The sequence below is a fragment of the Microbacterium ulmi genome, assembly GCF_011759705.1.
In the GTDB taxonomy this organism is placed as follows: domain Bacteria; phylum Actinomycetota; class Actinomycetes; order Actinomycetales; family Microbacteriaceae; genus Microbacterium; species Microbacterium ulmi.
On sequence record NZ_JAAOZF010000002.1, the window covers coordinates 669,943 to 696,523 of the forward strand.

The window sequence follows — 26,581 nt, forward strand, 5'->3', positions numbered from 1 at the left end:
TCACTGAACGCGAGGGCTCGCCTTCGACCGGATCCCGATCCGGTCGAAGGCGGGCCCTCTGCCGTCGTCCGTCCAGACGCCGTCCGTCTCGACCGCCTTCGCGTACTGCAGCGCGAGCGGCACGGCGAAGGCGTCGTCGGCCGCCGTGTAGCGCTGCTGCAGTCCGTCCTCGAGGATCCGCCAGGGTCGCTCGTTCGATGGTGTCGTCTCGAGCCCGTTGTCGGGGACGAACTGCTCGTAGTCGTACGGGTGGCTGGACGTCGCGTCGAGGGCGACGGAGAACGCGTCGACCGCGAGCGAGCCTGCGCCCAGGTCGATCTGCAGGAGACGCTGGAACCCCGTCGCACGCTCACCCGTGTGCGTACGGAACTCCTGATAGTCGGCCAGCGCCTCCAGGACCGTGTGCCCCTCGAGTCCGCCCGCGTCCTCCGTGACGATCGCTCCGAGCCCGTGGAAGTGCCCCGACAGAACGGTCACGACATTGCGATGCGGAGCGATGACCCGCTCCCAGAGCCGATCGGCATGCGAGACCCACCGGGAGGAGGTCGACCGCGTCGCGACGGCGTCGCGGAGCTTCGGTGTGACGTGCTCGTGCGTCGAGATGACGACGTTCGCGTCGGGGTGGGCCTCGACGACGCCCTCCGCCCACGCGATCTCCCGCTCGCCGTACGCATACGGGAGCGACAGCATGACGAACCGCGCGCCCCCGGCCGTGAACTCCGACCAGCTGGCGCTGTTGTCGCCCGGCGCGATGGATCCGCCGTACCACGGCGCGTCGGCATACCTCGATGGCGGGAAGAACTCGTTGAACAGGTCGTTGCTCACGCCTCGCTTGTTGTCGTGGTTGCCGGGGAGGACGCTGTTCGCGACGCCCGCGTCGTCGAGCACGCGCTGCATCGCGGATGCGACGGCGAACTCTCGGCGAGCGCGCGGCTCGGTCTGGTCGGGGTCGACCCAGTTCTGGATGAGGTCGCCCGTGTGCGTCGCGAACGCGATCTTGCGCGGCGCCGCATTGGCGGCGATCCACGCGACCTCCCCCGCGTACACCTCGGGGTACGCCTCGCTGTAGTACTGCGTGTCGGTGAGGTGGCTGATCGCGACGTCGTAGTCGGACGGGTCGGCGATCGCGGCGGCGTCCGCGGCGGGCGCGTTGCGGCGCTCGACGACCTGCACCAGCAGGTCGGCCGTGCCGTCGGAGATCTGCGACGCGGTGAGTCGTCCCGTCAGCGAGACGGTCTCGTCCGCCGTGCCGCTGTGCGCCGTGCGGGCTCCCGCTGCCTCGTCGAGCGCGCGCCAAGCCGCGGCGTCCCGATCCCACGCGGACAGCCGCACGGCGGATCGTCCGATCGTGCGTCCCGCCCAGCCGACCGCCGATGCGCCGGCAGGAAGCGCGATGCGCAGACGCACGTAGGGGAAGCCGTAGCCGTCGTCGCGCGAGAGCGCGGGCGCTGCGGGGTCCAGGTCGGTCTCGCCGTCGAGGGATCGCGAGACCAGCGGCGCGCCGGAGGATCCTGAGAAGGCGGCGAGCACGCGGGCAGGGACTCCGGATGCCGGCGCCGCCGCGTGTGCGGCGGCGAGGGTCGTCGCTCCGACCGTGTCGGCGGCCGCCCGCGCCCCCGCGAGCGCGTGCGCGGCGAGCGAGGCGAGCTCGACCGGCGCCCGCTCGTCGATCCGCCCCGGCGTCGCGACGGCGGGCACGAAGTCGACGGAGTCGTCGCCTGTGAAGCCCGCCCGCTGGTACGTCTCGCCTCGGAGTCTGTCCGTGCCGAACGTCGGCAGCGGCAGTCCCTTCGTGCACGGACTCACGCGGTCGACGCTCTCGTCCATCTCGTTGCGGTGGTAGATGCCGACGCTGTCGACCCGGCGGCCCTCGCGGTCTTCGACCCAGACGCCCGCGCCCGTCAGGGCCAGCGGCGTCGCGTACCGCGCGTCGGCCGAGGCCGCGTCCGGCGTGCCGTCGAGGGCGGCGAGCCAGGTATCGTCCGGCGCGAGGCGCGTGCCGTCCGGGACGACCGCGAGGTCGTCGAATCGGCGGAAGCCGTCCGTGCCGCACGCGACCAGCCGCCACCCCGAGATGTCGACGGAGGCGCGGCCGTAGTTGCCGAGCTCGGCGTAGTTGCGTCGTGCGACGCCGTCGATCCCGGGGTCGGTCGAGACCTCGCTGAGGGCGACGGCCGGGCTGGACGGGTACGCGAACCGCTCGTCGACGAGCGCGCGCCCGGGCGCGTTGCGCGCGCCGGGGGTGCGCAGTGCGACGGCGAACGAGCCGTCCTGCTGCCGTTGCCAGCTCTCCCCCGAGCGGTGGTCGAGAACGGCCGGGAGCTTGTCGTCGCCCGTCTGGCAGGCCGTGTCCCCGCGGGACGACACGGAGATCCCGTCGCCGCGGAGCCCTTCCGGCGAGACGAGGAGCACCCCTGAGACCAGGTCGGCGAGCGAGGTCGCGGTACGGACGCGCGCCTCGCCGGAGAAGTCCGGGCCCCCGACAACGAGCCGGGCGCCGGGCGCGAGGCGATCGCCCGCGCGGAACTCGTGCTGGAGCGTGCCGGCGTCGAGCATGCCCCTCGCCGTGCAGCGGTAGAGCCGCCAGCCCTCCAGGGACAGCGGCGCCGAGCCCGTGTTGCGCAGCTCGACGAAGTCGTCGCCGTGCCCCGCGGGGCCGGCCGCCGCGACCTCGTCGATGCGCAGGGCCGACGGCGGCCCCGTGTCGGGCGCCGTGGCGTTCGCGGCATCCGGCGTCGCCTTCGCGCGCACCCACCCGTCGTCGGTGCGCTGCCAGCTCTCGCTCAGCCCGATCGCCAGCGTCGCAGGCAGGTTCGGGGTGCGAGCGCATTCGCTCTGCGTCGGCGCGGGCGTGTTCGGGTATTGCGCCACCCCGTCGGCCACGGCACCGGTCGGGTCGACGACGACGAGACCGAACCCCTCGGCGGGAAGACTCTGCGTGAAGGTCTCGCCCGCGGTGGGGCCGCGCCATCCCATGTGCGCCGCGAGCAGCCGCTCGCCCGGAGCGAGCACCGTGCCGGTCAGGTCGATCTCGGGGCTCGTGGGCTTGGCGCGCAGCCCTGCCACGCTGCACCGGAAGACCGCCCAGCCCGTCAGGTCGACCGGACGGTCGCCGTGGTTGCGGAGCTCGAAGAAGCCGCCGGCCCGCCCGTCGGGTCCGCCGACGGAGATCTCGTCGATGAGGACGGATGCCGTGCCGCTCGACGTCGCATGCGCGGCATCCCGCGGGGTGGCGACGATCGCCGCCGTCACGAAGAGGGACACTGCCATAATCGCCGTGAGACGCAACGCGACGCGCACGCCAGCGAGGGTCGCGGACGGAGATGAACCGCCCGCGGACGCACCCCGTCACCGAGGTGAACGGGGCGCGTCAGGACCGCGCAGGCCTGCCGCAGCCCGCATGCGTCCGGCCGCCGCTTCCCCGAGGGGAAGGCGACGGCCGGACGGGACGGCGCGATCAGCCGATCGGCGTGCACCCGCCGATCAGCACGCACCCAGCGGCTGCCACGGCCCGTAGGGGTCGCCGGGCACCTGGTTTCGCGTCCACCACTTGGCGCGCCAGCGCTCACCATCGTGCACGACGGTCTCGCCGCCCGTGTAGACCCACGAGGCGGTCCACTGCTGCAGCGTCGCCGTGTCGCATCGGACGGACTGGCCGACCTCCGCCCACGGACCGTACGGGTCGCCGGGCGCCTGGTTCTGCGTCCACCACTGGGCGACGAACACCTTGCCGGCGTACGAGACCCTGTCGCCCATGCTGTAGACCGTGCGCGCCGCCCAGGCGGGCTCGGTCGGCGCGATCTCGCCCGCGTCCAGGCCGACGATCACGGGGTCGTGGTCGCTCGAGCGGAACTGGTCGGGCGCGTAGAAGAGCGTGCCGTGGTAGTTGTATCGGCTGTACTCGAGGGCGATCGACTCCTCGGCGTTGATCTCCCAGATGTCTGCGCCCTCCGCACGCTCGCGGGCCGCGCCGTTGAGGAGCACGTGGTCGAGCGAGCCGGAGAGGCCGTCGAACGAGTACGAGTACTGCCCCGGGGCGAGAGCGGATGCGGCGTCGACGTAGCCGGCCGAGTAGAGCACCTGCAGCGGATCCTCCTGCGTGTAGGAGTTGAAGTCGCCGACGAGGGCGATCGCCTCCGTGTCGCCGGCCGCGATCGGCGCCCACGTCGCGAGCGCCGTCGCCTGGCGCACGCGCGACTCGTTGGAGGCTCCCTGTCCGTCGCCCGTGTCGGCGTCGCCCGGCCACGGGCCCGCCGAGCCCTTCGACTTGAAGTGGTTGACGACGACGAACACCGGCTCGCCGCCGTCGACGGGGGCGAAGGAGGCGCCGATCGGCTCTCGCGCGTTGGCGAACGCGCCCGTGTCGCTGCTCTCCGTGCCGAGCGCGCGCGGCGCACCCGCGAGCTTCACGGCCGCCGGCTGGTAGATGAGCGCGTTCGTGATCGCATCCTGGAACTGCGCCGGCGGCAGGTCGGCCGACGACGGGACGAACGCCCACTTGGCGCGGCCCGCCGCTGCGTTGAGCGCGTCGACCAGGGTCGCGAGGGCCTCGTCCGCCACCCCGTCCACCGAGAGCGAGTTCTCGATCTCGAGGAGACCGACGACATCCGCGTCGAGCGCGTTGATCGCGGCGACGATCTTGGCCTGCTGCCGAGCGAGGTCCTCCGGCTCGTATGCGCCGCGCGGACCCGTGCCCGGGCACGAGTTCACCGTCACGGGGTCGCCCGTGCGGTCGTTGTACGAGGAGCAGCCCGCAAGGTCCTCGCCCAGCGTCGTGAAGTAGTTCAAGACGTTGAACGAAGCGATCGAGAAGTCGCCGCCGACGGCAGCCGGCGCCGCCGTGCGGTCGTCCTCGAACGAGACGGGCGACGTGCCGCCCGCGAGGAACGGAGTCGTCGGGTTGAGCTTCCACACGTCGTTGCGGAAGTCGACGACGACGGGAGCCGTGAAGGTGACGGATGCTCCGACCCGGACGGGCTCGTCGAGCGAGATGTACGGCGGCGTGAGCGCGCTGTTCGCGGAGCTGAGGAAGTTGACGGAGGTGCCGTCGTCCAGGACGACCCGCCGCGCGGCGTTGTCGGCCTCGACCGCGAGCGCCTCCGCGGAGCCCGCGTCCGCGACCTCGGTGGGCTGCAGAAGCGGGATGGCGCCCGCCGCGAGCCCGACCTCGCCGTACTGGTTCGTGCTGTACGTGTTCGACACCGTGAAGTCTCCGGCCGGCGCGTACAGCATCGACTCGAGCGTCTCGCGCGCGGCGTCCGTCGCGGGCCAGAGCGCCGAGACGGGCGCGACGGGCGCCGCGGCATCCGTCAGCACGGTGACTCCGCCGGCCGCGACCGTGAGCTCGGTGAGGCCGAAGAACTCGCTCACCCCGCCCGTGACGCGCACGTGGTCGCCGAGCGCGACGCTCCCGACGGTCGCGCCCGAGAAGACGAACACCGCGTCGGACGCCGTGTGCGCAGCGAGGTCGATGGCTCCACCTGTGCCGGGTGTCTGGATGACGTAGCCCGCGAACTGGCCCGACCCCGACGGGTAGCGGGCCGTGACGACGCCTTCGGTCGTGACGGTCTGCCCCACGAGCGGCGAAGCGGCGCCGGTCCCCTGGATCTCGGCGATCGTCTTCGCGGTGCCGGGCTCCGGGTCGGGGTCCTCGCCCGGGTCCTCGCCGCCCGCGTTCTGCGGCGTCGGCGCGCCGGCCGTGAAGTCGGCCGCGTTGTCGCGCGTGTCGGCGTGGGTCTCGTTCCGGGAGGTCGAGCTCGTCGCGCTGGGCGCGGGCGCGGGGCCCGTGCCGAGGAATGCGCCGGCCGTGCCGAACCCGACGTAGTCCACGACCTGCGGGTCGGCGGGCGATGTCGGTGCCACGGCCGTGCTGGTCAGCGCGACCTTGCCGGTCGTCCCCGAGAGGTTGAGCGATCCCGTGGCATCCGGCGTCGGGATCGGGGCACCCGTGGTGCCGCTCGCTCCGCCGTAGAGGAAGTAGCCGTGGGCGGGGATGCTGCCGCTCAGCGCCGTGCGGTTGTTGAAGGCGCCGGTCGCGGACGCGTAGTGGAGCGACCAGCCGGTCAGGGACACGGGAGCGTCGGTGCGGTTGTAGAGCTCGACGAAGTCCTGGTCGAGCACGGCGCCGCTGTTGCCGCCCGCGCCGTAGATCTCGTTGATGACGACGGGCGACGACGCCGGCTCGGGGTCGGTGCCGGGGTCCGTGCCGGGGTCCGTGCCGGGGTCCGTGCCGCCGGCCGCGTTCTGCGGAGTAGGAGCGCCCGCGACGAAGTCGGCCGCGTTGTCGAGCGTGTTGGCGTGCGTGTCGCTCCGCGAGGCCGACGTCGTGTTGTCGAGCACGGGGGCGGCGGCGGCTCCGAGGAACGCGTTCGCGGCCCCGAATCCGACGAAGTCGACGACGGAGTCGCCCGACGATCCAAGGATCGGCGCCGTCGACGACGCCAGCGCGACCTTTCCGCTGGCCGCGCTCATCGCGATCGACCCTGACGTGTCGAACACGGGTGTCGTCGTGCCGCTCGCGCCCTGCGCCTCGCCGACGAGGAAGTACCCGCCCGCGGCGATCGTGCCGGTGAGCGCCGTCACCTGCCAGGAGGCGCCGGCGGCGGACGCGTACTGCACCGACCATCCGGAGAGGTCGACGGGCTGGGCCGTGGGGTTGTACAGCTCGACGAAGTCGTGGGTGTACGTCGCACCCGAGTTGCCACCGCCGCCGTAGATCTCGTTGATGACGACGGGAGAGTCGAGGGTCGGCACGGCCGCTGCCGGCTGCGCGACGAGCGCTCCTCCCGCGATCAGAACGAGGGCTGTGAGCCCTCCCGTCATGGATCTCGTCGCGCGCACTGGCATGGGCTCCTTCGGTGATGGCCCGGATGCATGACCGGGCGGGATGGACCTCGCCCATGATGCCGTGGCCGGCGGGCTCGTTCCGATGCATGCACGTTACGAGGAGGTGAACAGTTCCGACAAGGACCTCGCGCGGGTCGCGGCGAACTGCGCGGATCGCGCCTCGCCTGCCTGCCGTATGCGGCGGCAGCCGGCCCGGCATCGCCATGAAGCGCTGACGGATGCCGAGAGCCCGGCCCCCTTGTAAGGGACCGGGCTCGTGTGGCTTGTGTCAAGCCGTGCTCGGCGGGATGCGCCGAGGGTCTTCGGGCTGCGCGTCTTCGGGCTGCGCGGAAGGCGCCACGACTCGTGCGGGTCAGCGCGCGGCGGAGCCCTCGACGTAGTCGGCGTCCTGCTGCTTCCACGCGAACAGGGCGCGCAGCTCCCGGCCGACCTCCTCGATCGGGTGCTGGGCCGCCTTCTCGCGCAGCTCGTAGAACTCCTTGCCGCCGTTGTCCTGGTCGGCGATGAAGCGCTGCGCGAACGCGCCCGACTGGATGTCGGCGAGGACGCCCTGCATGTTCTCCTTGACGCGCGGGTCGATGACGCGCGGGCCCGAGACGTAGTCGCCGTACTCGGCCGTGTCGGAGACCGACCAGCGCTGCTTCGCGATGCCGCCCTCCCACATGAGGTCGACGATGAGCTTGAGCTCGTGGAGGACCTCGAAGTAGGCGATCTGCGGCTGATAGCCGGCCTCCGTCAGCGTCTCGAAGCCGTACTGCACGAGCTGCGACACACCGCCGCACAGCACGGCCTGCTCGCCGAACAGGTCGGTCTCGGTCTCCTCCGTGAAGGTCGTCTTGATGACGCCCGCGCGGGTGCCGCCGATGGCCTTCGCGTACGCCTTCGCGACGTCCCACGCCTGGCCCGAGGCATCCTGCTCCACCGCGATGATGTCGGGGATGCCGCGGCCCGCGACAAACTCGCGGCGGACGGTGTGACCCGGCGCCTTGGGCGCGACGAGGATCACGTCCACCCCCTCGGGCGCCTGGATGTAGCCGAAGCGGATGTTGAAGCCGTGCGCGAAGGCGAGCGTCTTGCCGGGGGTCAGCGTGTCCTTGATGGACTCCGTGAAGATGCCGCGCTGGTACTGGTCGGGCGCGAGGATCATGATGAGGTCGGCCCACTCGGCCGCGTCGGCCACGGACTTGACCTCGAAGCCCTCCTCCTGCGCCTTCGCGGCGGACTTCGAGCCGTCCTTGAGCGCGATGACGACCTGGACGCCCGAGTCGCGCAGGTTCTGCGCGTGCGCGTGGCCCTGTGAGCCGTAGCCGACGATCGCGACCTTCTTGCTCTGGATGAGCGACAGGTCGGCGTCGTCGTCGTAGAAGATCTCGGCCATGGTGTGTGTTTCTCCTTGGGTTTCGGTTCTGTGAGTTCGGGGGTCAGCCGCGCAGCACGCGTTCGGTGATGGACTTGCCGCCGCGGCCGATCGCGAGCAGGCCCGACTGGGCGAGCTCCTTGATGCCGAACGGCTCGAGCGCGCGCAGGAAGGCCTCGACCTTGCCCTTGTCGCCTGTCACCTCGACGACGAGCGCGTCCGCGGCGTAGTCGACGATCTGCGCGCGGAAGAGGTTCACGACCTCGAGGACATTCGAGCGGGTCTGGTTGTCGGCACGCACCTTGATGAGCATGTGCTCGCGCTGCACGGATGCCGCGGAGTCGAGCTCGACGATCTTGATGACGTTGACGAGCTTGTTCAGCTGCTTGGTCACCTGCTCGAGCGGCAGCTCCTCGACGTCGACGACGACCGTGATGCGGGACAGTCCCGGCACCTCCGTGACGCCCACGGCGAGCGATTCGATGTTGAAGCCGCGGCGGGCGAAGAGCCCCGCGACGCGGGTCAGAAGACCCGGCTTGTCCTCCACCAGGAGGCTCAGCACATGACTCGACACGTCAGTCCTCCTGCTCGAACGCCGGCGCGTGGTCGCGCGCGTACTGGATGTAGCTGTTGCTCACGCCCTGCGGCACCATGGGCCACACCATCGCGTCGGCGCTCACGACGAAGTCGATGACGACGGGGCGGTCGTTCGTCTCGAGCGCGAGCGTGATCGCGGCATCCACGTCCGCCTCGTTCTCGACGCGGATCGCGAGGCAGCCGTACGCCTCGGCGAGCTTGACGAAGTCGGGGATGCGGACGGTGTCGTGGCCCGTGTTCAGGTCGGTGTGCGAGTAGCGGCCGTCGTAGAAGAGCGTCTGCCACTGCCGCACCATGCCCAGCGACGAGTTGTTGATGATCGCCACCTTGATCGGGATCTTGTTGATCGTGCAGGTGGCGAGCTCCTGGTTCGTCATCTGGAAGCAGCCGTCGCCGTCGATCGCCCACACGACTCGGTCGGGCTCTGCGACCTTCGCGCCCATCGCCGCGGGAACCGAGTAGCCCATCGTGCCCGCGCCGCCCGAGTTGAGCCACGCGTTGGGGCGCTCGTACTTGATGAACTGCGCAGCCCACATCTGATGCTGGCCGACCCCGGCGGCGTAGACGCCCTCGGGGCCGGTGAGCTCGCCGATCCGCTGGATGACGTACTGCGGCGACATCAGTCCGTCGCTGGGCTGCGTGTATCCGAGCGGGAACTCGTCGCGCAGACCGTCGAGGAACGACCACCACTCCCGGATGTCGGGGGTCGCGCCGGCGGTCGCGCCGCGGTATGCGGCATCCAGGTCGATGAGGACGTCGCGCAGATCGCCGACGATCGGCACGTCCGCCGTGCGGATCTTGGAGATCTCGGCGGGATCGATGTCGACGTGCACGACCTGCGCGCCGGGGGCGAACAGCGCCGCCTTGCCCGTCACGCGGTCGTCGAAGCGCGCGCCGAGCGCGACGAGGACGTCGGCCTCCTGCAGCGCGAGGACGGCCGGGACTGTCCCGTGCATGCCCGGCATGCCCAGGTGCTGCGCGTGCGAGTCGGGGAACGCGCCGCGGGCCATGAGCGTCGTGACGACGGGAGCGCCCGTGGACTCCGCGAGGGCGAGCAGCTCGCTCGACGCACGCGAGCGGATGACGCCGCCGCCCACATACAGGACGGGCTTCTTCGCCTGCGCGAGCAGCTGCGCGGCCGCCTGGATCTGCTTGCCATGCGCCTTCGTGACGGGACGGTAGCCGGGCAGGTCGACGCGCGGAGGCCACACGAACGGCACCTCGGCCTGCTGCGCATCCTTCGTGATGTCGACGAGCACGGGGCCCGGGCGCCCTGTTCCGGCGATCTCGAAGGCCGCGGCGATCGCGCCGGGGATGTCTTCGGCCTTCTTCACGAGGAACGAGTGCTTCGTGATCGGCATCGTGATGCCGACGATGTCGGCCTCCTGGAAGGCGTCGGTCCCCATGAGGTTCGAGAAGACCTGGCCAGTGATGCAGACGATCGGCACCGAGTCCATGTACGCGTCGGCGATCGCGGTCACGAGGTTGGTCGCGCCGGGGCCGGACGTCGCGATCGCGACGCCGACCTTGTTCGACGCGGCGGCATAACCTTCGGCTGCGTGGCCTGCGCCCTGCTCGTGACGGACGAGGATGTGGCGCAGCGCCGTCGAGTCCATGAGCGGGTCGTACACCGGGAGGATCGCGCCCCCGGGCAGCCCGAAGACGTCGGTGACGCCGAGCAGTTCGAGCGAGCGGACGACCGCCTGCGCTCCGGTGAGCACGGGCGCGGACGCGGACGCGGTGCGGACGGGAGGCCGAGGCACGGCCAACGCGGAATCGGAGGGCATGGTGATCTTCCTCGAGTGGGAGATGGGAGGGTGCTGTCGCCGGAGCTACCCCGTGACCGCGCCTTCTGCGGCAGAACGCACGAGTCGGGAGTACTTGGCCAGGACGCCACGGGTATAGCGCGGGGGAAGCGGCTCCCAGCCTTCCCGGCGGGAGCTCAGCTCGGCCTCGTCGACGAGTAGGTCGAGAGTGCGAGCCGCGATATCGACCCGTATCAGATCACCATCGCGCACGAAGGCGATGGGACCTGCGTCCACCGCTTCGGGTGCTATGTGGCCGATGCACAGTCCGGTTGTGCCGCCTGAGAATCGACCGTCCGTCAAGAGTAGTACATCTTTTCCGAGCCCCGCGCCCTTGATGGCCGCCGTGATGGCGAGCATCTCGCGCATGCCGGGACCGCCCTTGGGGCCTTCGTAGCGGATGACGACCACGTCGCCCGCCTCGATCTGACCGGCCTCCAGCGCGTCCATCGCGCCGCGCTCGCGCTCGAAGACGCGCGCGGGCCCCTCGAAGACGGATGCGTCGAAGCCCGCGGTCTTCACGACGGCTCCCTCGGGCGCCAGCGAGCCGTGCAGGATCGTGAGGCCGCCCGTCGCGTGGATGGGGTTGTCGAACGTGTGGATGACGGTGCCGTCGATCGGGTCGGGGTCGAGGTCGGCGAGGTTCTCTGCGAGCGTCTTGCCCGTCACGGTGAGCGCGTCGCCGTGGAGCAGCCCCTCGTCGAGCATCGCCTTCATGATGACGGGGATGCCGCCGTGCCGGTCGACGTCGTTCATGACGTACTTTCCGAAGGGCTTCATGTCGGCCACGTGCGGGACTCTGTCGCCGATGCGGTTGAAGTCGTGCAGGCTCAGCTCGACCTCCGCCTCGCGCGCGATCGCGAGCAGGTGCAGGACGACGTTCGTCGAGCCGCCCAGGGCCATCGCGAGGGCGATCGCGTTCTCGAACGCCTCCTTCGTGAGGATGTCGCGCGTCGTGATGCCCTGACGCAGGAGATTGACGACCGCCTCGCCCGAGCGGTGCGCGAAGTAGTCGCGGCGGCGGTCGGCCGACGGCGGAGCGGCGGAGCCGGGGAGGCTGAGTCCCAGGGCCTCGGCGACGGAGGCCATCGTGTTGGCGGTGTACATGCCGCCGCACGCCCCCTCGCCGGGGGCGAACGCGCACTCGATGCGCTTGAGGTCGGCTTCCGACATCCGGCCCGCGAGGCACGCGCCGACGCCCTCGAAGGAGTCGATGATCGTGATCTCCTTCTCGGTGCCGTCGCTGAGCTTGACCCAGCCGGGGGCGATGGAGCCCGCGTAGAGGAAGACGCTCGACAGGTCGAGGCGGGCGGACGCCATCAGCATGCCGGGGATCGACTTGTCGCAGCCCGCCAGCAGGACGGTGCCGTCGAGGCGCTCGGCCATGACGACGGTCTCGACGGAGTCGGCGATGACCTCGCGCGAGACGAGCGAGAAGTGCATGCCCTCGTGGCCCATCGAGATCCCGTCGGAGACGGAGATCGTGCCGAACTGCAGCGGGTAGCCGCCGCCCGAGTGCACGCCCTCCTTCGCGCCCTGCGCGAGACGGTCGAGACTCAGGTTGCAGGGGGTGATCTCGTTCCAGCTCGACGCGATGCCGATCTGGGGCTTGTCCCAGTCCTCGTCTCCCATGCCGACGCCGCGGAGCATGCCTCGCGAGGTCGTGGCCTCGATGCCGTCGGTGACGACGCGGCTTCGGGGTTTGATGTCGATCGCGGAGTCGGGGATGCGCGGGTCGTTGGGCATACCCTGAATCCTATTCCCGCAGGACGGGTCGCTCTCCCGAGGGGTCTATCCGCGCGGGGTGGCCCGCTCACCCGGGACGGCCGCCCTGCGCGCAGCAGAGCGCTCCGCCGCGAGGCGGGAGAGCAGCGCCGCCATCGCAGGGATGTCGGGCACGACGACGGATGCCGCGGTGGGCCTGTGCCCGACGTGCACGCCGAGGTCGTCGGGGCCGAGGCTCTCGAGCGCGTCCTCGTCGGTCACGTCGTCGCCCGCGAACAGGACAGAGGTCGCGTCCGTGCGGCGGCGGAGGGTCGCGACCCCGGTGTCCTTGCCTTCGTGGCGGAACGAGTACTCGATGATGCTGTGCCCCGTCCGGCGGCGCCAGTGCGGAGCCTCCGCCTCGATGAGCGCGTCCACCGTCGCGTTCGCGGCGGCGGCCGTCGCGGCATCCGCTCGTCGTGTGTGCACGCCGAAGCCGAACGTCTTCGGCTCGATCCAGACCCCGTCCAGCGTCGCCGTCGCGGCCTCGGCGTGCTCGCGCAGCGTGTCGCGCAGCGCGAGGTCGACGGGATCGTCGGCGAGCTCGAGCCGCCCCTCCCCCGGGATCCAGTACTCGGCGCCATGGGACCCCGCGAGGAGGATCGGCGAGTCGTCCTCGTGCTCCGCGATGAGGCGGAGATCGTGCATGCTGCGGCCCGACACGAGCGCGACGACCGTGTCGGGCGCATCCAGGAGCGCGCCGACGGCGTCGCGCGCGGCGGGCGACATGCGCGAGGCCATGGGGTCATCGGAGAGCGGCGAGAGCGTGCCGTCGAAGTCGAGGGCGACGAGCAGGCGCTCCGTCGCCGCGATCCGTGCGATCGGGTCGGTCATGACGCGCTCCTCCCGGCCTGTTCGAGCGCCTCGAGGAAGCTCTTCGACCATGCGGCGACGTCGTTCACGAGCACCTTCCTTCGCATGGCCCGCATGCGTCTGCCCTGCTCCCCCGGTGTCATGTCGATCGCCCGCACGATCGCGTCCTTGAGCCCGTCGATGTCGTGCGGGTTGATGCGGACCGAGCTCGTGAGCTCGTCGGACGCTCCCGTGAACTCGCTGAGCACGAGCACTCCGCGGTTGTCGGTGCGCGCCGCGACGTACTCCTTCGCGACGAGGTTCATCCCGTCGCGCAGAGCTGTGACGAGCATGACGTCGGCCGCGAGGAAGAGGGCCACCATCTCCTCGCGCGGGTACGCCTGATGGAGGTATCGGATCGCCGTGTGGCCCACGGTGTCGTAGTCGCCGTTGATGCGGCCCACCATCGACTCGATCTCGCCCCGCAACTGGACATAGGCCTCGACGCGCTCACGGCTCGGGCTCGCCACCTGCACGAGCGTGACGTCCTCGACACCGACGCGTCCGTCCTCGAGCAGCTCGCCGAACGCCTTCAGGCGGTGCCGGATGCCCTTCGTGTAGTCGAGCCGGTCGACGCCGAGCAGGATCTTGCGGGGATTGCCGAGGCTCTCGCGGATCTCGGCGGCCCGGGCCCGGATGTCGTCGCGCTGGGCGAGCTCGGCGTACGACGACGTGTCGATCGAGATGGGGAAGGCCTTCGCGAGGGCGTTGCGGGTCGTGCCGTCGGGGTACGGGACCGTGATGCCGGAGGCCTTCGTCTGGTATCGCAGCTGCCGGCGCACCGCCCGCGCGAAGTTGCTCGCGTCGGCGACACGCTGGAAGCCGATGACGTCGGCGCCGAGGAGACCCTCGAGCACCTGCTTGCGCCACGGCAGCTGGGAGTACAGCCCGTATGCCGGGAACGGAATGTGGTGGAAGTAGCCGATCGTGAGGTCGGGCCGGGCCTGGCGCAGCATGGCGGGCACGAGCTGCAGCTGGTAGTCCTGCACCCAGACGGTCGCACCCTGTCCTGCGACGGATGCCGCAGCCTCGGCGAACCGACGGTTCACCCTGACGTAGGCGTCCCACCACACCCGCCGGTAGCGCGGGGCGGCGATGACGTCGTGGTACAGCGGCCAGAAGGTGTCGTTCGACATCCCCTCGTAGTACGACTCGACCTCGTCGGCCGACAGCGGCACCGGCACGAGGAGCGTCCCCTCGAACTCGAACGGCTCCAGATCGAGGCCGGCCTGCCCCGCCCAGCCCACCCATGCGCCGTCTGTCGCGCGCATCACGGGCTCGAGTGCCGTGACGAGCCCACCGGGCGAACGGCGCCAGACCTCCTGCTCGTCCACGGACTGCCGATCGACGGGCAGACGGTTGGCGACGACGACGAACTGCGCGTTGGTCACGGGTTCTCCAGTTCGGTTGCGGTCTTCCTCAGGCTATCGCGACGGTCGGGACGCTTCGCACGCTCTCACCCCGCGGGGTAGCGTGGGCTCATGCGCAAGTACCTCTTCGGCACCGGGATCATCGGCGCGATCACGAGCGGCATGGCGCTGCTTCGGGGACTGCGCGGCGACCAGCCGTTCACGTGGCGCACGGGGCTCGCGTGGCTGAGCTGGGGCATCACGCTCGCGCTCGCGATCGGAGCGATCGTCGACACGCGGCGCGCCACGACCGGGCACCTCATCGCCGACGACTCCCCCGTCCACGGCAAGGAGCGCAAGTACCTGCAGCGGCGCCTCCGCGGCTGAGAGGCGTCGGCCCTGCGACGCGGGGCCTCAGCTCCGCGCCGCGGGGAGCGGGATCTGATAGTGCAGGAACCCGGTCCGCGTCGCGACCCTGTCGTACAGCCCCCGCGCTGTCGCGTTGGACTCGTCCGTGAGCCAGTAGACCTTGCTGCTTCCGGATGCCGCCGCCCGCTCGCGCACGTGAGCGATGAGTGCACGCCCCACCCCTCCGCCGCGCACCTCGGGCGCCACGAAGAGGTCCTCGAGGTAGCAGTACGTCGACGTCGTCCACGTCGCGGGGTGGAACAGCCAGTGCACGATGCCGACCGCGCGGCCATCGGCATCCCTCGCCACGGCGCCGTGGAGCGCCTCAGCCGCCACGAGGCGCGCGAACGTCGCATCGGTGACGTCGTCGGCGACCGCGGCCTCGTAGAAGTCGACATAGCCCTGCCAGAGCGGCAGCCAGTCGTCGCGGTCGGCATCGGTGAGGGGTGAGATCGTCGTCACGCAGACGACGCTATCGCCGCCGCCCGCGGCGTGCCGAATCAGCCCGCCGCGGAAGGGGCTGTTCAGCGGGTGAGGATGAGCGCGTCGCCCTGGCCTCCTCCGCCGCACAGCGCGACGGCCGCCGTGCCGGCGCCCCGGCGCACGAGCTCGTGCACGGCGTGCACGACGAGCCGATTGCCGGAGGCTCCGATCGGGTGTCCGATCGCGATCCCGCCGCCGTGGATGTTGACGACGTCGTCGGACAGTCCCAGCTCCGCCTGCGAGCGCGCGACGACGGCGCCGAACGCCTCGTTGATCTCGACGAAGTCCAGCTCGGAGACGGCGATCCCCTGCTTCGCCGCGGCCTTCTCGATCGCGCGGGCCGGCTGCGCGTGGAGCGAGTTGTCCGGGCCGGCGACCTGACCGGATGCCCCGACGACGGCGAGGACGTCCCATCCGTTGGCGTCCGCATGCGCGCGCGTCGTGAGCACGACGGCGGATGCGCCGTCGGAGATCTGCGACGAGTTGCCCGCCGTGATCGTTCCGTCCTCCGCGAAGGCCGGGCGAAGGCCCGCGAGCGTCTCGACGGTCGTGTCGGGCCTGATGCCCTCGTCCGTCGTCATCGAGACGGGCTCTCCGCGCCGCTGCGGCACGTCGACCGGCACGATCTCCGCCTCGAACACGCCGGCGTCGGTCGCGGCGGCCGCGCGCTGGTGCGATCGGGCGGCCACGGCATCCTGAGCCTCGCGCGTGACGTCGTACTCCGCGTTCAGCCGCTCCGTCGACGCGCCCATGCTCACGCGGTCGTACGCGTCGGTGAGTCCGTCGTAGGCCATGTGGTCGAGCACCTCGACGGTGCCGTACGCCCATCCCTCGCGCGACCCCATGAGCAGGTGCGGCGCGCGCGTCATCGACTCCATGCCCGCGGCGACGACGACCGTCGCGTCGCCGAGCGCGAGCATCCGGGCGCCGTCGATGACCGCCGTGAGGCCGGACAGGCACACCTTGTTGACCGAGCCGGCGTGGACGTGCCACCCGAGACCCGCGCCGATCGCCGCCTGCCGTGCGGGGTTCTGGCCAGAGCCCGCCGGCAGCACCTGTCCGACGAGCACGGCGTCGACCGCCTCCGCGGGTATGCCGGCCTTCTCGAGCGCCCCCTTGATCGCGAGGGAGCCGAGCTGAGGCGCCGTGAACGACGCGAGCTGCCCCTTCAGACGGCCCTGCGGCGTGCGGGCCGCGGCGACGATGACGATGTCGTCGTGTGTCATGTTCATGCCTCCATCCTGAGCGCGTCGGGGACGCGCAGCTCGGGTTCGGTCGCGGCGACGACCTCGTCGACGGTCACGCCGGGCGCCGTCTCCACGAGGACGAGCCCCTCGGACGTCACGTCGATGACAGCGAGGTCGGTGATGATGCGGTCGACGACGCCGCGGCCCGTGAGCGGCAGCGAGCACTCGTCGACGATCTTGGCCGTCCCGTCCTTCGCGACGTGCTCCATGAGCACGATGACCTTGCCCGCGCCGTGGACGAGGTCCATCGCGCCGCCCGGACCCTTGACCATCTTGCCGGGGATCATCCAGTTGGCGAGGTCGCCCGTCTTGGACACCTGCATGGCGCCGAGGATCGCCGCGTCGATCTTGCCCGCGCGGATCATGCCGAAGCTCGTCGCGGAGTCGAAGAACGCGGCGCCGGGCAGCACCGTCACCGTCTCCTTGCCTGCATTGATGAGGTCGGGGTCGACATCCTCCTCCGTCGGGTAGGGCCCGACGCCGAGGATGCCGTTCTCCGACTGCAGCACGACCGTGACCCCTTCGGGGACGTAGTTGGGCACGAGCGTCGGCAGGCCGATGCCGAGGTTGACGTACGCGCCGTCGGCGAGCTCCTGCGCGGCGCGGGCCGCCATCTCGGTGCGGGTGAGGGCCATCGTCATGCTCCTTCGGATGCCGAGCCGGCCGTGACCGTGCGCCGCTCGATGCGCTTGTCGATGTCGGGTCCGACCTCCACCATGCGATGCACGTAGATGCCGGGGAGGTGGATCTCGTCGGGGTCGAGCTCGCCCGCCGGGACGAGCTCTTCGACCTGCGCGATGCACACTCTGCCTGCCATCGCGGCGAGCGGGTTGAAGTTGCGGGCCGCCTTGTTGAAGACGAGGTTGCCGTGCGTGTCGCCCATCTTGGCGTGCACGAGGGCGAAGTCGGTCACGATCGCCTCCTCGAGGACGTACTCGCGCGACCTGCCGCCGACGGCGAACGTGCGCACGTCCTTCGACGGCGACGCGACGGCGATGCCGCCGTTCCCGTCGTAGAGACGGGGCAGACCGCCCTCCGCGACCTGCGTTCCGACGCCGGTCTGCGTGTAGAACGCCGCGATGCCCGAGCCGCCCGCGCGCAGCTTCTCGGCGAGGGTCCCCTGCGGCGTCAGCTCGAGCTCGAGGTCGCCGTCGAGGAACTGGCGCTCGAACTCCTTGTTCTCGCCGACGTACGACGACGTCATCTTGCGGATCCGCCTGTCGTTCAAGAGGATGCCGAGCCCCCAGTCGTCCACGCCGCAGTTGTTCGACACGATCGACAGATCCTTCGTGCCCTGGTCGTGCAGCGCCTCGATGAGGCTCATGGGGTTGCCCGAGAGCCCGAACCCGCCGACTGCCAGCGATGCTCCATCGGGGATGTCGGCGACGGCCTCCGCAGCCGACGCCCACGTCTTGTCGATCACGTGCCACTCCCTCGTCCCGTGACGGATGCCGCGGCCCCGCGGCTGTCTCCATCCTGCGCCGTTGCCGCCATCTGGGTCGCGTCGCGCCTTGTCATGTGGAGGTCGCGTGCTCAATCGTCCATATGATGGACACGTGGCCGAGAAGTCCGTCCCCGGAGCCCAGTCGATCTCGCGCGCCGCGCGCCTGCTGCGGCTCGTCACGAGCGCCGGCGACGACGGGCTCGCGGTCGCCGAGCTCGCTCGGCGCGCCGAGCTGACACGCCCGACGGCGCATCGCCTGCTCGCCGCGCTGCGGCACGAGGGCCTCGTCGACCAGGACGAGCGGACGAGTCGATGGATGCCGGGCCCCGAGTTGTACCTCATGGGGACGGTCGCAGCATCCCGCTACGACATCACCGCCATGGCTCGCGACATCGTCCGCTCGCTCGCGGTGCGGACGGAGGAGAGCGCGTTCCTGTCGGTGCGCCGCGGCGACGAGACGGTCTGCCTCCTGCGTGAGGAGGGGAGCTTCCCGATCCGCTCGTTCGTCCTCTCGGAGGGCATCCGGTTCCCGCTGGGCGTCGCGTCGGCGGGGCTCGTCATGCTCGCGTTCCTCCCACCCCACGATGTGGACGCGTATCTCGAGCGGCATCCCGACCTTCCCGAGCGTTGGGGTGCGGCCCACGGGGAGCCTCGGCTGCGCGCGCGCCTCGCCGAGACGAAGGCGCGCGGATACGCCGTCAACCCGGGGCTCATCGTCGAGGGCAGTTACGGACTCGGCGCCGCCGTCTTCACGCGCGAAGGCCACCCGCAGTGGGCGCTGAGCCTCACGGGGGTCGAGTTCCGCTTCGGGCCCGATCGGCTGCCCGAGCTCGGCCGCATCCTCCTCGCCCACGCGCACCAGCTGACGACGCGGGTCTCCGCGACCGCGCGATGAGCCCGTGCGCGCGACGGCGGAGCCCTTCGCCGCGCGCACGGTCGACCGGTCCCAGTGCGGCACGTCGCGGGCAAGGCCCGCCCCCTGCCCACGCGGGCGAGGGCCGCTACGCGGCCGAGGCCGCACGCGCCGCCGCGAGCTCTTCGCGCACGACGGCGGCGACGACATCCGCTCCCGCCGCCGACATCACGATCGTGTAGTGGTTGAACGCGTCGACCGCGGTGTGCGACACGCCTGGCGCGTCCGGAAGGATCCGCGCGAGATGGGCGGGCGCGTACAGCCCAGGCGTCTCGTTCTGCAGGCCTCGCGGAACCGTGAGGAATCGGGCGGGATGCCGCAGCCCCGCGAGCGCGTCCGGCAGCGCGGACCCGGTGTTCATGTCGATCGTGTCGTCGGCGGTCGTGCGGTAGCTCGTCGCGGGCCGGAAAGCGCCCGCGCCGTCGTCGACGAGGTCGTACGCGAGATACCGCTCGAGCTCGGGCGTCCAGTCGTCGCGGAAGGCGGGGTGCTCCCGCCAGAAGTCGAGGTACTCCCCTGTGTCGGCGAAGCGCATCGACAGGCGCGCGGCCGTCGGTCCGAGGATCGCCGAGACGAGGGCGTCGGGATCGAGACCCGCCGGCGCGTCGAGCGGCAGCCCCCCGTCGACCAGCACGAGGCGCGAGACCCGGTCGGGGTGCAGATGCGCGAACACGACGGCGACGAACGCGCCCATCGAGTGTCCGACGACGAGCATCCGCTCGATGCCGAGAGCGTCGAGCGCCGCCGCGAGATCGTCCGCGTGGGCGCGCATCCCCGCGGCGCCGTGCAGCCGGTCGCTGCGACCACGGCCCCGCAGGTCGGGGGCGACGGCACGCACGCCGGCGAGCCGCTCGACGACGAACGGCCACGCGAGATGCGACGCCGTGACGCCGTGGACGAGGAGGACGTCGTCGGTGCGATCGCCCACGGGGTCCCACACCCCGACCCGGAGGTCGCCGCCGGCGACCGGCACATCCATCGTGCGATACGCGTGGACGCCCGCTCCGCGGTCGTTCACCGCGCCGTCCATCCGCCGTCGATCGTGTAGGAGGCGCCGGTGACCATGCCCGCCTTGTCGGAGACGAGCCATCCCGCCAGCGACGCCACCTCGTCCGCCTCCACGAGGCGCTTGATGGCGGTCTCGGTCAGCATGATCCTCTCGACCACCTCATGTTCGGGGATGCCGTGCACTCTTGCCTGATCGGCGATCTGCTTCTCGACGAGGGGCGTGCGCACGTACGCCGGATCGATGCAGTTGCTCGTGACGCCGTGCGGCCCGCCCTCCAGCGCCGTCACCTTCGACAGCCCCTCGAGCGCGTGCTTGGCAGAGACGTAGGCGGACTTGAACGCGCTCGCACGCAGGCCGTGCGCGCTCGAGATGTTGACGATGCGCCCCCACCCCCGCTCGTACATCGCGGGGAGCGCCGCGCGGATCAGGAGGAACGGCGACTCGACCATGAGCCTGTGCAGCAGACGGAAGGCCGCGGGGTCGAAGTCGGGGATGGGCGCGACCCGCTGGATGCCCGCGTTGTTGACGAGGATGTCGACGTCGAGGTGCAGGCTCTCCTGCGCCGGCGTGTCGGAGAGGTCGACGACCCACGCCTCGCCTCCGATGTCGGACGCCGCCGCCGCGGCGGCATCCGCGTCGAGATCGGCGATCACGACGTGCGCACCGCGGCGCGCGAACTCGTGGGCGCATGCGAGCCCGATGCCGCTCGCTCCTCCCGTCACGAGGGCTCGGCGACCGCTCAGGTCCTGTCCGGTCATGCCTGTCCGCCTTCCCGCGCGCCGCCGACTCGCGGGGCGAGCGCATTGTCGATGAACCGCGTCATGGCGCGGAAGACGACGGGGTCGAGCTCGCCCGGCGACCCGCCCGCATCGTCGCGCTCCCACAGCAGGAAGCGCATCCCGATGAGCTCGCCCATGCCCATGAGCGCCCACGCCGCGACGGCGGGGTCGAGTCCGGGGTCGACGTCGCCCGCGTGCTGCGCCGCGCGCAGCCCCTGCTCGTACCCCTCGACGATCCGCGTGTAGTGCAGCCTCAGCACGTCGGGAGACACGAACTCCGCCTCGCGCACGACGCGGTAGAGGGCGGGGTGGGCCGCCGTGAAGCGGAAGAACCCCGCGAACCCGGCGCGCTCGGCCTCCAGGCGCGACGACGCGCCCGCCATCGCCTCCGACATGGAGTGCCGCACACGACGGTTCAGATCGACGACGAGCGCCTCGAAGATCGTCCTCTTGCTGTCGAAGTAGAGGTAGAACGTGCCCAGGCCGATGCCGGCGCGCTCCGTGATCTTGACGATCGACGCCTCGTGGTAGCCCTGCTCGGCGAAGACGGTCTCGGCTGCCTCGAGAAGGCGCGCCCTGGTCGCCTCGCCGCGCTTGGTGAGAGGACGCCCCGTGGCGGAGGAGACGGGCCCGGCATCCTCGTCGAGCAGGTCATCGGGCAGGCTCATGCCGGGCTCCTTTCATGAGACGGCGAGCGTGATCGCGAAGCCGCGAACGGGCGAGCTTGTCGATCGTCGAGCGCGGCAGCTCGTCGACGAAGGCGATGTGGACGGGCACCTTGAATGCCGCAAGATTGCGCCGGGCATGGGCCAGGACCTCGTCGGACGAGAGCGCAGCTCCGTGGGCACGGACGACGAACGCGACGCCGCGCTCGCCCCACACCGGGTCGGGCACGCCGACGACGGCCGCCGCGGCGATGAGCGGATGCCGCAGGAGCGCGAGCTCGACCTCCGCAGGGGCGACGTTCTCGCCGCCGGAGATGTAGATGTCCTTGATCCGGTCCACGATGCGGAAGGCCCCGCCTGCGTCGCGATGGGCGAGGTCGCCCGTGCGGAGCCACCCGTCGTGCATCGCGGCCGCCGTCGCGGCCGGGTCGTCGAGGTAGCCCGCGAAGACGCTCGGGCCGCGCACCCACAGCTCGCCCGTCGCCTCGCCCGCCAGCGGAAGGAGCGTCTCGGGGTCGACGAGCTGCACCGTCACGTGCGGATACGGGAACCCCACGGAACCCGGGTGCGCCGCGGCCTCGTGCGCGGGCAGGTGGAGGACATTGGGGGCCGCCTCCGTGAGCCCGTATCCCTGCGTCAGGGCGACGCCTGCGTCGGTCCACGCATCCTGTGCCTCCTGCGGCATCGTCGCGCCGCCGACGAGCGCGAGGCGCAGCGACGAGACGGCGCCGGGGTGCCAGTCCCGGTCGGCTGCGAGCATCGCGTACTGCGTCGGAACGCCCATCATGGCGGTCACACGGCGTTCGCGGATGAGCTGGAGCGCGCGCGCCGGCTGGAACGAGCGCTCGAGCACGACGGTCGCGCCGACCCACCAGGCGAGCAGCGGCTGGCAGTTCCAGGCGGCGACGTGGAACTGCGGGAGCATCGCGAGCACGACGTCGTCGTGCCGCAGCGGCAGCGCCTCGGCGAGCGCGAGGTTGTTCCAGAAGCAGTTGGCGTGCGTCAGGACGACCCCCTTGGGCGCCGCTTCGCTGCCCGACGTGTAGATGACCAGGAGCGGGTCGTCGTCTTCGACGTGTCGCGTCGGCCGGGCAGCGCGCGAGCGCGGGACGACGGCCTCCACCCCGGTCGTGCCGAGGGTCGCGACCGGCGCGACGTCGCCGAGGGCGCACAGCGCGTCCGCCGCGAGCGCCGCGTACTCGTCGTCGACGAGGATCAGCGCGGGCGCCGAGCGGACCAGCAGGTCCGTCAGCTCGCGGGGCGTGAGACGCCACGACAGCGGCATGAGGGCGATGCCCGACAGCGCGCACGCGAAGAACGCCACGACGTGGTCGCTCGAGTTTCCCGAGATCGTCGCGAGCCGGTCGCCCGGGCCGTACCCTGCTCCGCGCAGGCGCTCTGCGAGAGCGGCCGCCCGCGTCGCGAGCGTCGCGTAGTCGATCGTGACGCCGCGATCGTCGATCGCGACGCGCTTCGGCGAGCGCGCCGCGCGGTCGATGAGCCAGCGCCCGACGGTGTGCGGCCCATCGTCGAGCCCCGCCTCCCCCGTCATGTCCGCGCCCCCGTCTCGACGAGCTCGGTCTCGACGGTCGCGTCGTCGATGCCGCGCAGGGCGTCGCGCACGCGCTCCCCGCGACGACGGCGCACGGCCGCGTCGATCGTGCCCGCGATCCCTCCCGGCAGGAACATCACGACGAGGATGAAGAGCACCCCGAGGAGGAAGAGCGGTTCCGACAGCGGCACGCGCAGGATGCCGGGAAGCCCCGCGATGGCGTCGGATCCCGCGAGGACCGTGAGCCGCTGATCGAGCAGCGTGTACAGCACGCCTCCCACGATGGCACCCCACCTGAAGCCGACGCCACCGAGCACGACCATCACGAGCACCGTGATCGTGAGGTCGGCTGAGACGGCCCGCGGGACCGTGCCCGACTGCAGAAGCATGTAGGCGACGCCCGCGAGGCTCGCGAGCAGGCCCGCGATGACGAAGACGACGAGCTTCGCGCGGTAGGGACGCAGGCCGAGAACCCGCACGCGCTGCTCGTTCTCGCGGGCCGCACGGGCGAGGTGCCCGAGCCGCGACGTGTCGACCCACAGCGTCACCAGGTAGACGACGACGAGCACCGCGAGGCACAGCCAGTACAGGTTGCGCGTGTTGACGACGCCCAGGAAGGCATCCGGAACCTGGCTCGTGTCGAGGCCGAGCCCCTCTTCTCCGCCCGTGACGGCGGAGTTGCGGCGCACCAGCACCGATCCCGCCTGCGCGAACGCGAGCGTCACCATCGCGAACGGGATGCCCGACACCCGCATCGCGACCGCGCCCGTCGCGACGGCGATGACCATGCCCCCGAGGAGCGCGACGAGCACGCCGGGCCACAGCGGCACGCCGAAGCGCTCGAGCGCGATGCCGAGGCCGTACGCGCCCGCGCCGAAGTAGAGGGCGTGGCCGAAGGACAGCATCCCTCCCGATCCGAGCAGCAGGTTGTACGACAGGGCGAGCGCCGCGAACACCATGCACAGCGACAGCAGCGCGAGCGTTCCCGGCAGATAGGTGGGAGTAGGGAGGATGCCGGGCAGCGACAGGTTCAGCATCGGCAGCAGCGCCATGAACGCGACGAGCGCGACGCCGACGACGAGCGGGAGGAGGCGGACGATGCCGGCCGTTCGGGGGGTCTGCACCGTCACGCCCTCTTTCCGAGCAGGCCCGAGGGGCGCACGAGCAGCACGAGGGCGAGCAGGATCACGACGATGAAGTCGCCCGTCCCACCGAGGTAGAAGTTCGCGAACTGCTGCAGCACGGCCACGAGCACCGATGCGACCGCCGCCCCGGCGAGAGAGCCGAGCCCGCCGACGACCGTCACGATGAACGCGAAGATCAGGAGCGTCTGGCCCAGGTGAGCCGAGACGAACGTCGAGTAGTGCATCGCGAGCACGCCCCCGATGCCGGCGGCTGCCCCGCCGATCGCGAAGACGAGCGTGAACGACCGGCGGACGTCGATGCCGAGCGCCGTCACCATCGACCGGTTCTCGACGCCCGCGCGGATGATCATGCCGTAGCGGGTCTTCTGCAGGAAGACGACGAGGGCGGCGAGCACGAGCGCAGCCGCGATCATGAGCACCCAGTAGACGTTCGGGACCTTCGCGCCCAGCACGTCGGTCGTGCCCCGCAGCCACGGGGGTCCCGCGATCGTGATGGCGTCCGTGCCCCAGATCCCCTCGAAGAGCGCGACGGCCGCGAACGAGAGGCCGACCGTCACGAGCACCTGCTCGATGTGCCGCTCGTAGAGGGGGCGGATCAGCACGAGCTCCGTGACGGTCGCGAAGGCGGCGCCCACGAGCGCCCCCACGAGGATCGACACGAGGAACGAGCCCCAGGATGCCGTGCCCAGCGCCTGCGCGACGATCCAGCCCATGAAGGCGCTCAGGGTGAGGAATGCGCCGTGCGCGAAGTTGAGCACGTGCATGAGCCCGTAGATGAGGCTCAGCCCGCTCGCGACGAGGAAGTACAGGGCGCCGAGGCCGACGCCCGTGATGAGAGTGAGGACGAGGGTGCTCATGCGCGCTCCCCCGAAGCGTGCACGGATGGCTCGGCGGCCACGCCGAGCAGGCGCCTGATCAGGTCCGCGTCGTCGAGGATGTCGAGGGCGCGGCCCGTGTGCACGACCCTTCCTCCCCCGATCACGATCGCGCCGCCCGCGAGGCGCCGCACGACCTCGAGATTCTGCTCGACGAGCAGGATCGGCACCGTCTTGGAGGCTTCCAGGAGCGCGTCGGCGACCTCCGCGACGATCCGGGGCGCGAGCCCCTTCGTCGGTTCGTCGACGAGCAGCAGCCGATTGTCGTTGAGGAGCGCCCGCGCGACCGACACCATCTGCTGCTGCCCTCCCGAGAGGGTTCCCGCGGGCTGGTCGCGGCGCGCGACGAGATCGGGGAAGAGCTGGGCGACGAACTCGCGCCGCGGCTCGCGCTGACGCTCGGCGAGCGCGAGGTTCTCGGCGACCGTGAGGCGTGCGAACACCTCGCGGTCCTCGGGGACATATCCGACCCCGCGTCGCACGATCCGGTGGGTGGGCATCGCGTCGATGCGCTCGCCCGCGAGGCGGACCTCCCCGCGGCGATGGATGAGGCCCAGGATGCCGCGGAGCGTCGACGTCTTGCCGACGCCGTTGCGGCCGAGGATGGCCGTGATGCCCGTCGCCGGGACGACGAAGCTCACGTCCTCGACGACCTGCTGCCCGGCGATGGAGCAGCGCAGCCCCTCGACCGTGAGGATGGGCTCTGCCGTGCTCATGCGGCCGCAGCTCCCAGGTAGGCGCTCTGCACGAGCGGATCGGCCATGATCCGCTGCGGGATGTCGTAGGCGATGATGCCGCCGAAGTACATGACGGCGACCTTCTCGACGAGCCCCATGAGGACGTCGATGTGATGCTCCACGAGCAGCACGGTGCACCCCGTCTCCCTGTGCAGGTCGCGGATGCTGTCCACGAGCCCCGCGACATCGCCCGATGCGACGCCGGCCATCGGCTCATCGAGCAGGACGATGCTCGCATCCGTGGCCAGGAGCACGGCGATCTCGAGCTTGCGCTTGTCGCCGTGCGAGATGTCGCCGGCGAGCGCGTCGCGCTTGTGGCCGAGACCGACCGCGTCGAGCTTCTCGAGCGCGACGCGGGTCGCGGCATCCGTTCGCCTCGGGAACCTCAGGAGCGAGTAGTCGCCCCCGAGCGACACCTGGGCCGCAAGCCGCACGTTCTCGAGGACGCTGAGCTTGGGGAACAGGCTCGAGGTCTGGAACGTGCGCCCCAGGCCCGCCCGCGCGCGTGCGGGCACGGAGGCCGACGTCATGTCGGCCCCGTCCATCAGGATGCGACCCGCCGTGGGCTTCACGAGCCCCGAGATCACGTTGAAGAGCGTGGTCTTGCCGGCGCCGTTGGGCCCGATGATGCCCACGAGCGAACCGGCGGCGACATCGAGGTCGACATCCTTCAGGATCGTCGCGCCGCCGATCTGAAGGCCGAGGCCGTCGACGCGGAGGGCGGACGGGACGGGAGCGTTCACTGCTGCGCTTC

General features: G+C 71.2%; 22 protein-coding genes. 2 read left to right on the forward strand and 20 right to left on the reverse strand.

The genetic code is table 11. The features are described from left to right. The 8 genes from FHS08_RS15845 to FHS08_RS15880 all read right to left on the reverse strand — a co-directional run bounded on the left by FHS08_RS15845 (nt 1) and on the right by FHS08_RS15880 (nt 14,612). Entirely contained in the window at nt 1–3,270 is a 3,270-nt protein-coding gene (locus FHS08_RS15845) for a lamin tail domain-containing protein (RefSeq protein WP_167041368.1), read from the reverse strand. Between the two features lie 213 nt (nt 3,271–3,483). After that, entirely contained in the window at nt 3,484–6,846 is a 3,363-nt protein-coding gene (locus tag FHS08_RS15850; protein ID WP_243847535.1) for an ExeM/NucH family extracellular endonuclease, read from the reverse strand. Between the two features lie 352 nt (nt 6,847–7,198). Next, a complete protein-coding gene (gene ilvC, locus FHS08_RS15855) occupies nt 7,199–8,224 on the reverse strand; it encodes a ketol-acid reductoisomerase (RefSeq protein WP_167041371.1) in 1,026 nt (341 codons plus the stop codon). 43 nt (nt 8,225–8,267) lie between these two features. Further along, entirely contained in the window at nt 8,268–8,777 is a 510-nt protein-coding gene (ilvN, locus tag FHS08_RS15860) for an acetolactate synthase small subunit (RefSeq protein WP_167041374.1), read from the reverse strand. Nucleotide 8,778: 1 nt separating this feature from the next. After that, nucleotides 8,779–10,587 (reverse strand): acetolactate synthase large subunit, encoded by a 1,809-nt coding sequence (locus tag FHS08_RS15865; protein WP_167041377.1) that lies wholly within the window; start codon nt 10,585–10,587, stop codon nt 8,779–8,781. A 45-nt stretch (nt 10,588–10,632) separates the two neighbouring features. Then, on the reverse strand, nt 10,633–12,351 hold the full coding sequence (ilvD, locus tag FHS08_RS15870; protein ID WP_167041380.1) for a dihydroxy-acid dehydratase: 1,719 nt from the start codon (nt 12,349–12,351) through the stop codon (nt 10,633–10,635). Between the two features lie 45 nt (nt 12,352–12,396). After that, nucleotides 12,397–13,203: a trehalose-phosphatase gene (gene otsB / locus FHS08_RS15875; protein ID WP_167041384.1), complete on the reverse strand. Its 807-nt coding sequence runs from the start codon at nt 13,201–13,203 to the stop codon at nt 12,397–12,399. Continuing rightward, the gene (locus tag FHS08_RS15880; protein WP_167041387.1) at nt 13,200–14,612 is read right to left on the reverse strand and encodes a trehalose-6-phosphate synthase; all 1,413 of its coding nucleotides are present in this window, start codon (nt 14,610–14,612) and stop codon (nt 13,200–13,202) included. Before FHS08_RS15880 ends, otsB begins: the two co-directional genes overlap by 4 nt. A gap of 90 nt (nt 14,613–14,702) precedes the next feature. Between FHS08_RS15880 and FHS08_RS15885 the strand changes: the two genes are divergently transcribed. Continuing rightward, entirely contained in the window at nt 14,703–14,957 is a 255-nt protein-coding gene (locus tag FHS08_RS15885) for a hypothetical protein (RefSeq protein WP_167041390.1), read from the forward strand. A 27-nt stretch (nt 14,958–14,984) separates the two neighbouring features. On the opposite strand, the gene FHS08_RS15890 is transcribed toward FHS08_RS15885, so the two are convergent. From FHS08_RS15890 to FHS08_RS15905, 4 genes are all read right to left on the reverse strand, one after another. Continuing rightward, nucleotides 14,985–15,440 (reverse strand): GNAT family N-acetyltransferase, encoded by a 456-nt coding sequence (locus FHS08_RS15890; protein ID WP_167041393.1) that lies wholly within the window; start codon nt 15,438–15,440, stop codon nt 14,985–14,987. Nucleotides 15,441–15,502: 62 nt separating this feature from the next. Beyond that, nucleotides 15,503–16,687 carry an acetyl-CoA C-acetyltransferase gene (locus tag FHS08_RS15895; RefSeq protein WP_167041874.1) on the reverse strand — a complete coding sequence of 395 codons (1,185 nt, stop codon included), beginning with the start codon at nt 16,685–16,687 and terminating at the stop codon, nt 15,503–15,505. 2 nt (nt 16,688–16,689) lie between these two features. Continuing rightward, the gene (locus tag FHS08_RS15900) at nt 16,690–17,343 is read right to left on the reverse strand and encodes a CoA transferase subunit B (RefSeq protein ID WP_170283163.1); all 654 of its coding nucleotides are present in this window, start codon (nt 17,341–17,343) and stop codon (nt 16,690–16,692) included. A gap of 2 nt (nt 17,344–17,345) precedes the next feature. Then, nucleotides 17,346–18,131, reverse strand: coding sequence for a 3-oxoacid CoA-transferase subunit A (locus FHS08_RS15905; protein ID WP_167041396.1), 786 nt, complete (start codon nt 18,129–18,131; stop codon nt 17,346–17,348). A 133-nt stretch (nt 18,132–18,264) separates the two neighbouring features. Here FHS08_RS15905 and FHS08_RS15910 point away from each other — a divergent pair, with 133 nt between their 5' ends. Continuing rightward, nucleotides 18,265–19,047, forward strand: coding sequence for an IclR family transcriptional regulator (locus FHS08_RS15910; protein WP_341800440.1), 783 nt, complete (start codon nt 18,265–18,267; stop codon nt 19,045–19,047). 106 nt (nt 19,048–19,153) lie between these two features. Here FHS08_RS15910 and FHS08_RS15915 read toward each other — a convergent pair whose 3' ends face one another. From FHS08_RS15915 to FHS08_RS15950, 8 genes are all read right to left on the reverse strand, one after another. Further along, nucleotides 19,154–20,095 (reverse strand): alpha/beta fold hydrolase, encoded by a 942-nt coding sequence (locus FHS08_RS15915; RefSeq protein WP_167041401.1) that lies wholly within the window; start codon nt 20,093–20,095, stop codon nt 19,154–19,156. After that, nucleotides 20,080–20,832 carry a 3-hydroxybutyrate dehydrogenase gene (locus tag FHS08_RS15920; protein ID WP_167041404.1) on the reverse strand — a complete coding sequence of 251 codons (753 nt, stop codon included), beginning with the start codon at nt 20,830–20,832 and terminating at the stop codon, nt 20,080–20,082. Before FHS08_RS15920 ends, FHS08_RS15915 begins: the two co-directional genes overlap by 16 nt. Then, nucleotides 20,829–21,521 (reverse strand): TetR/AcrR family transcriptional regulator, encoded by a 693-nt coding sequence (locus FHS08_RS15925; RefSeq protein WP_167041407.1) that lies wholly within the window; start codon nt 21,519–21,521, stop codon nt 20,829–20,831. The genes FHS08_RS15920 and FHS08_RS15925 overlap by 4 nt, the downstream gene beginning before the upstream one ends. Further along, nucleotides 21,505–23,070: a class I adenylate-forming enzyme family protein gene (locus tag FHS08_RS15930; RefSeq protein ID WP_167041410.1), complete on the reverse strand. Its 1,566-nt coding sequence runs from the start codon at nt 23,068–23,070 to the stop codon at nt 21,505–21,507. The genes FHS08_RS15925 and FHS08_RS15930 overlap by 17 nt, the downstream gene beginning before the upstream one ends. Beyond that, nucleotides 23,067–24,122, reverse strand: coding sequence for a branched-chain amino acid ABC transporter permease (locus FHS08_RS15935; RefSeq protein ID WP_167041880.1), 1,056 nt, complete (start codon nt 24,120–24,122; stop codon nt 23,067–23,069). The genes FHS08_RS15930 and FHS08_RS15935 overlap by 4 nt, the downstream gene beginning before the upstream one ends. A 74-nt stretch (nt 24,123–24,196) precedes the next feature. Further along, nucleotides 24,197–25,072, reverse strand: a complete 876-nt coding sequence (locus FHS08_RS15940) for a branched-chain amino acid ABC transporter permease (protein ID WP_167041413.1) — start codon at nt 25,070–25,072, stop codon at nt 24,197–24,199. Then, nucleotides 25,069–25,806: an ABC transporter ATP-binding protein gene (locus FHS08_RS15945; RefSeq protein ID WP_167041416.1), complete on the reverse strand. Its 738-nt coding sequence runs from the start codon at nt 25,804–25,806 to the stop codon at nt 25,069–25,071. The genes FHS08_RS15940 and FHS08_RS15945 overlap by 4 nt, the downstream gene beginning before the upstream one ends. Then, the gene (locus tag FHS08_RS15950; RefSeq protein ID WP_167041419.1) at nt 25,803–26,570 is read right to left on the reverse strand and encodes an ATP-binding cassette domain-containing protein; all 768 of its coding nucleotides are present in this window, start codon (nt 26,568–26,570) and stop codon (nt 25,803–25,805) included. The genes FHS08_RS15945 and FHS08_RS15950 overlap by 4 nt, the downstream gene beginning before the upstream one ends. Nucleotides 26,571–26,581: the final 11 nt, after the last annotated feature.

Bases quoted from the DNA above. Each gene is read 5' to 3' on its own strand.
- FHS08_RS15885 (WP_167041390.1), top strand. From the start codon at position 14,703: ATGCGCAAGTACCTCTTCGGCACCGGGATCATCGGCGCGATCACGAGC.
- FHS08_RS15945 (WP_167041416.1), bottom strand. From the start codon at position 25,806: ATGAGCACGGCAGAGCCCATCCTCACGGTCGAGGGGCTGCGCTGCTCC.
- FHS08_RS15850 (WP_243847535.1), bottom strand. From the start codon at position 6,846: ATGCCAGTGCGCGCGACGAGATCCATGACGGGAGGGCTCACAGCCCTC.
- FHS08_RS15935 (WP_167041880.1), bottom strand. From the start codon at position 24,122: ATGGCGCTGCTGCCGATGCTGAACCTGTCGCTGCCCGGCATCCTCCCT.
- FHS08_RS15895 (WP_167041874.1), bottom strand. From the start codon at position 16,687: ATGACACACGACGACATCGTCATCGTCGCCGCGGCCCGCACGCCGCAG.
- ilvD (WP_167041380.1), bottom strand. From the start codon at position 12,351: ATGCCCAACGACCCGCGCATCCCCGACTCCGCGATCGACATCAAACCC.
- FHS08_RS15845 (WP_167041368.1), bottom strand. From the start codon at position 3,270: ATGGCAGTGTCCCTCTTCGTGACGGCGGCGATCGTCGCCACCCCGCGG.
- FHS08_RS15915 (WP_167041401.1), bottom strand. From the start codon at position 20,095: ATGGACGGCGCGGTGAACGACCGCGGAGCGGGCGTCCACGCGTATCGC.
- FHS08_RS15920 (WP_167041404.1), bottom strand. From the start codon at position 20,832: ATGACCGGACAGGACCTGAGCGGTCGCCGAGCCCTCGTGACGGGAGGA.
- otsB (WP_167041384.1), bottom strand. From the start codon at position 13,203: ATGACCGACCCGATCGCACGGATCGCGGCGACGGAGCGCCTGCTCGTC.
- FHS08_RS15940 (WP_167041413.1), bottom strand. From the start codon at position 25,072: ATGAGCACCCTCGTCCTCACTCTCATCACGGGCGTCGGCCTCGGCGCC.
- FHS08_RS15925 (WP_167041407.1), bottom strand. From the start codon at position 21,521: ATGAGCCTGCCCGATGACCTGCTCGACGAGGATGCCGGGCCCGTCTCC.
- ilvC (WP_167041371.1), bottom strand. From the start codon at position 8,224: ATGGCCGAGATCTTCTACGACGACGACGCCGACCTGTCGCTCATCCAG.
- FHS08_RS15865 (WP_167041377.1), bottom strand. From the start codon at position 10,587: ATGCCCTCCGATTCCGCGTTGGCCGTGCCTCGGCCTCCCGTCCGCACC.
- FHS08_RS15900 (WP_170283163.1), bottom strand. From the start codon at position 17,343: ATGGCCCTCACCCGCACCGAGATGGCGGCCCGCGCCGCGCAGGAGCTC.
- FHS08_RS15930 (WP_167041410.1), bottom strand. From the start codon at position 23,070: ATGACGGGGGAGGCGGGGCTCGACGATGGGCCGCACACCGTCGGGCGC.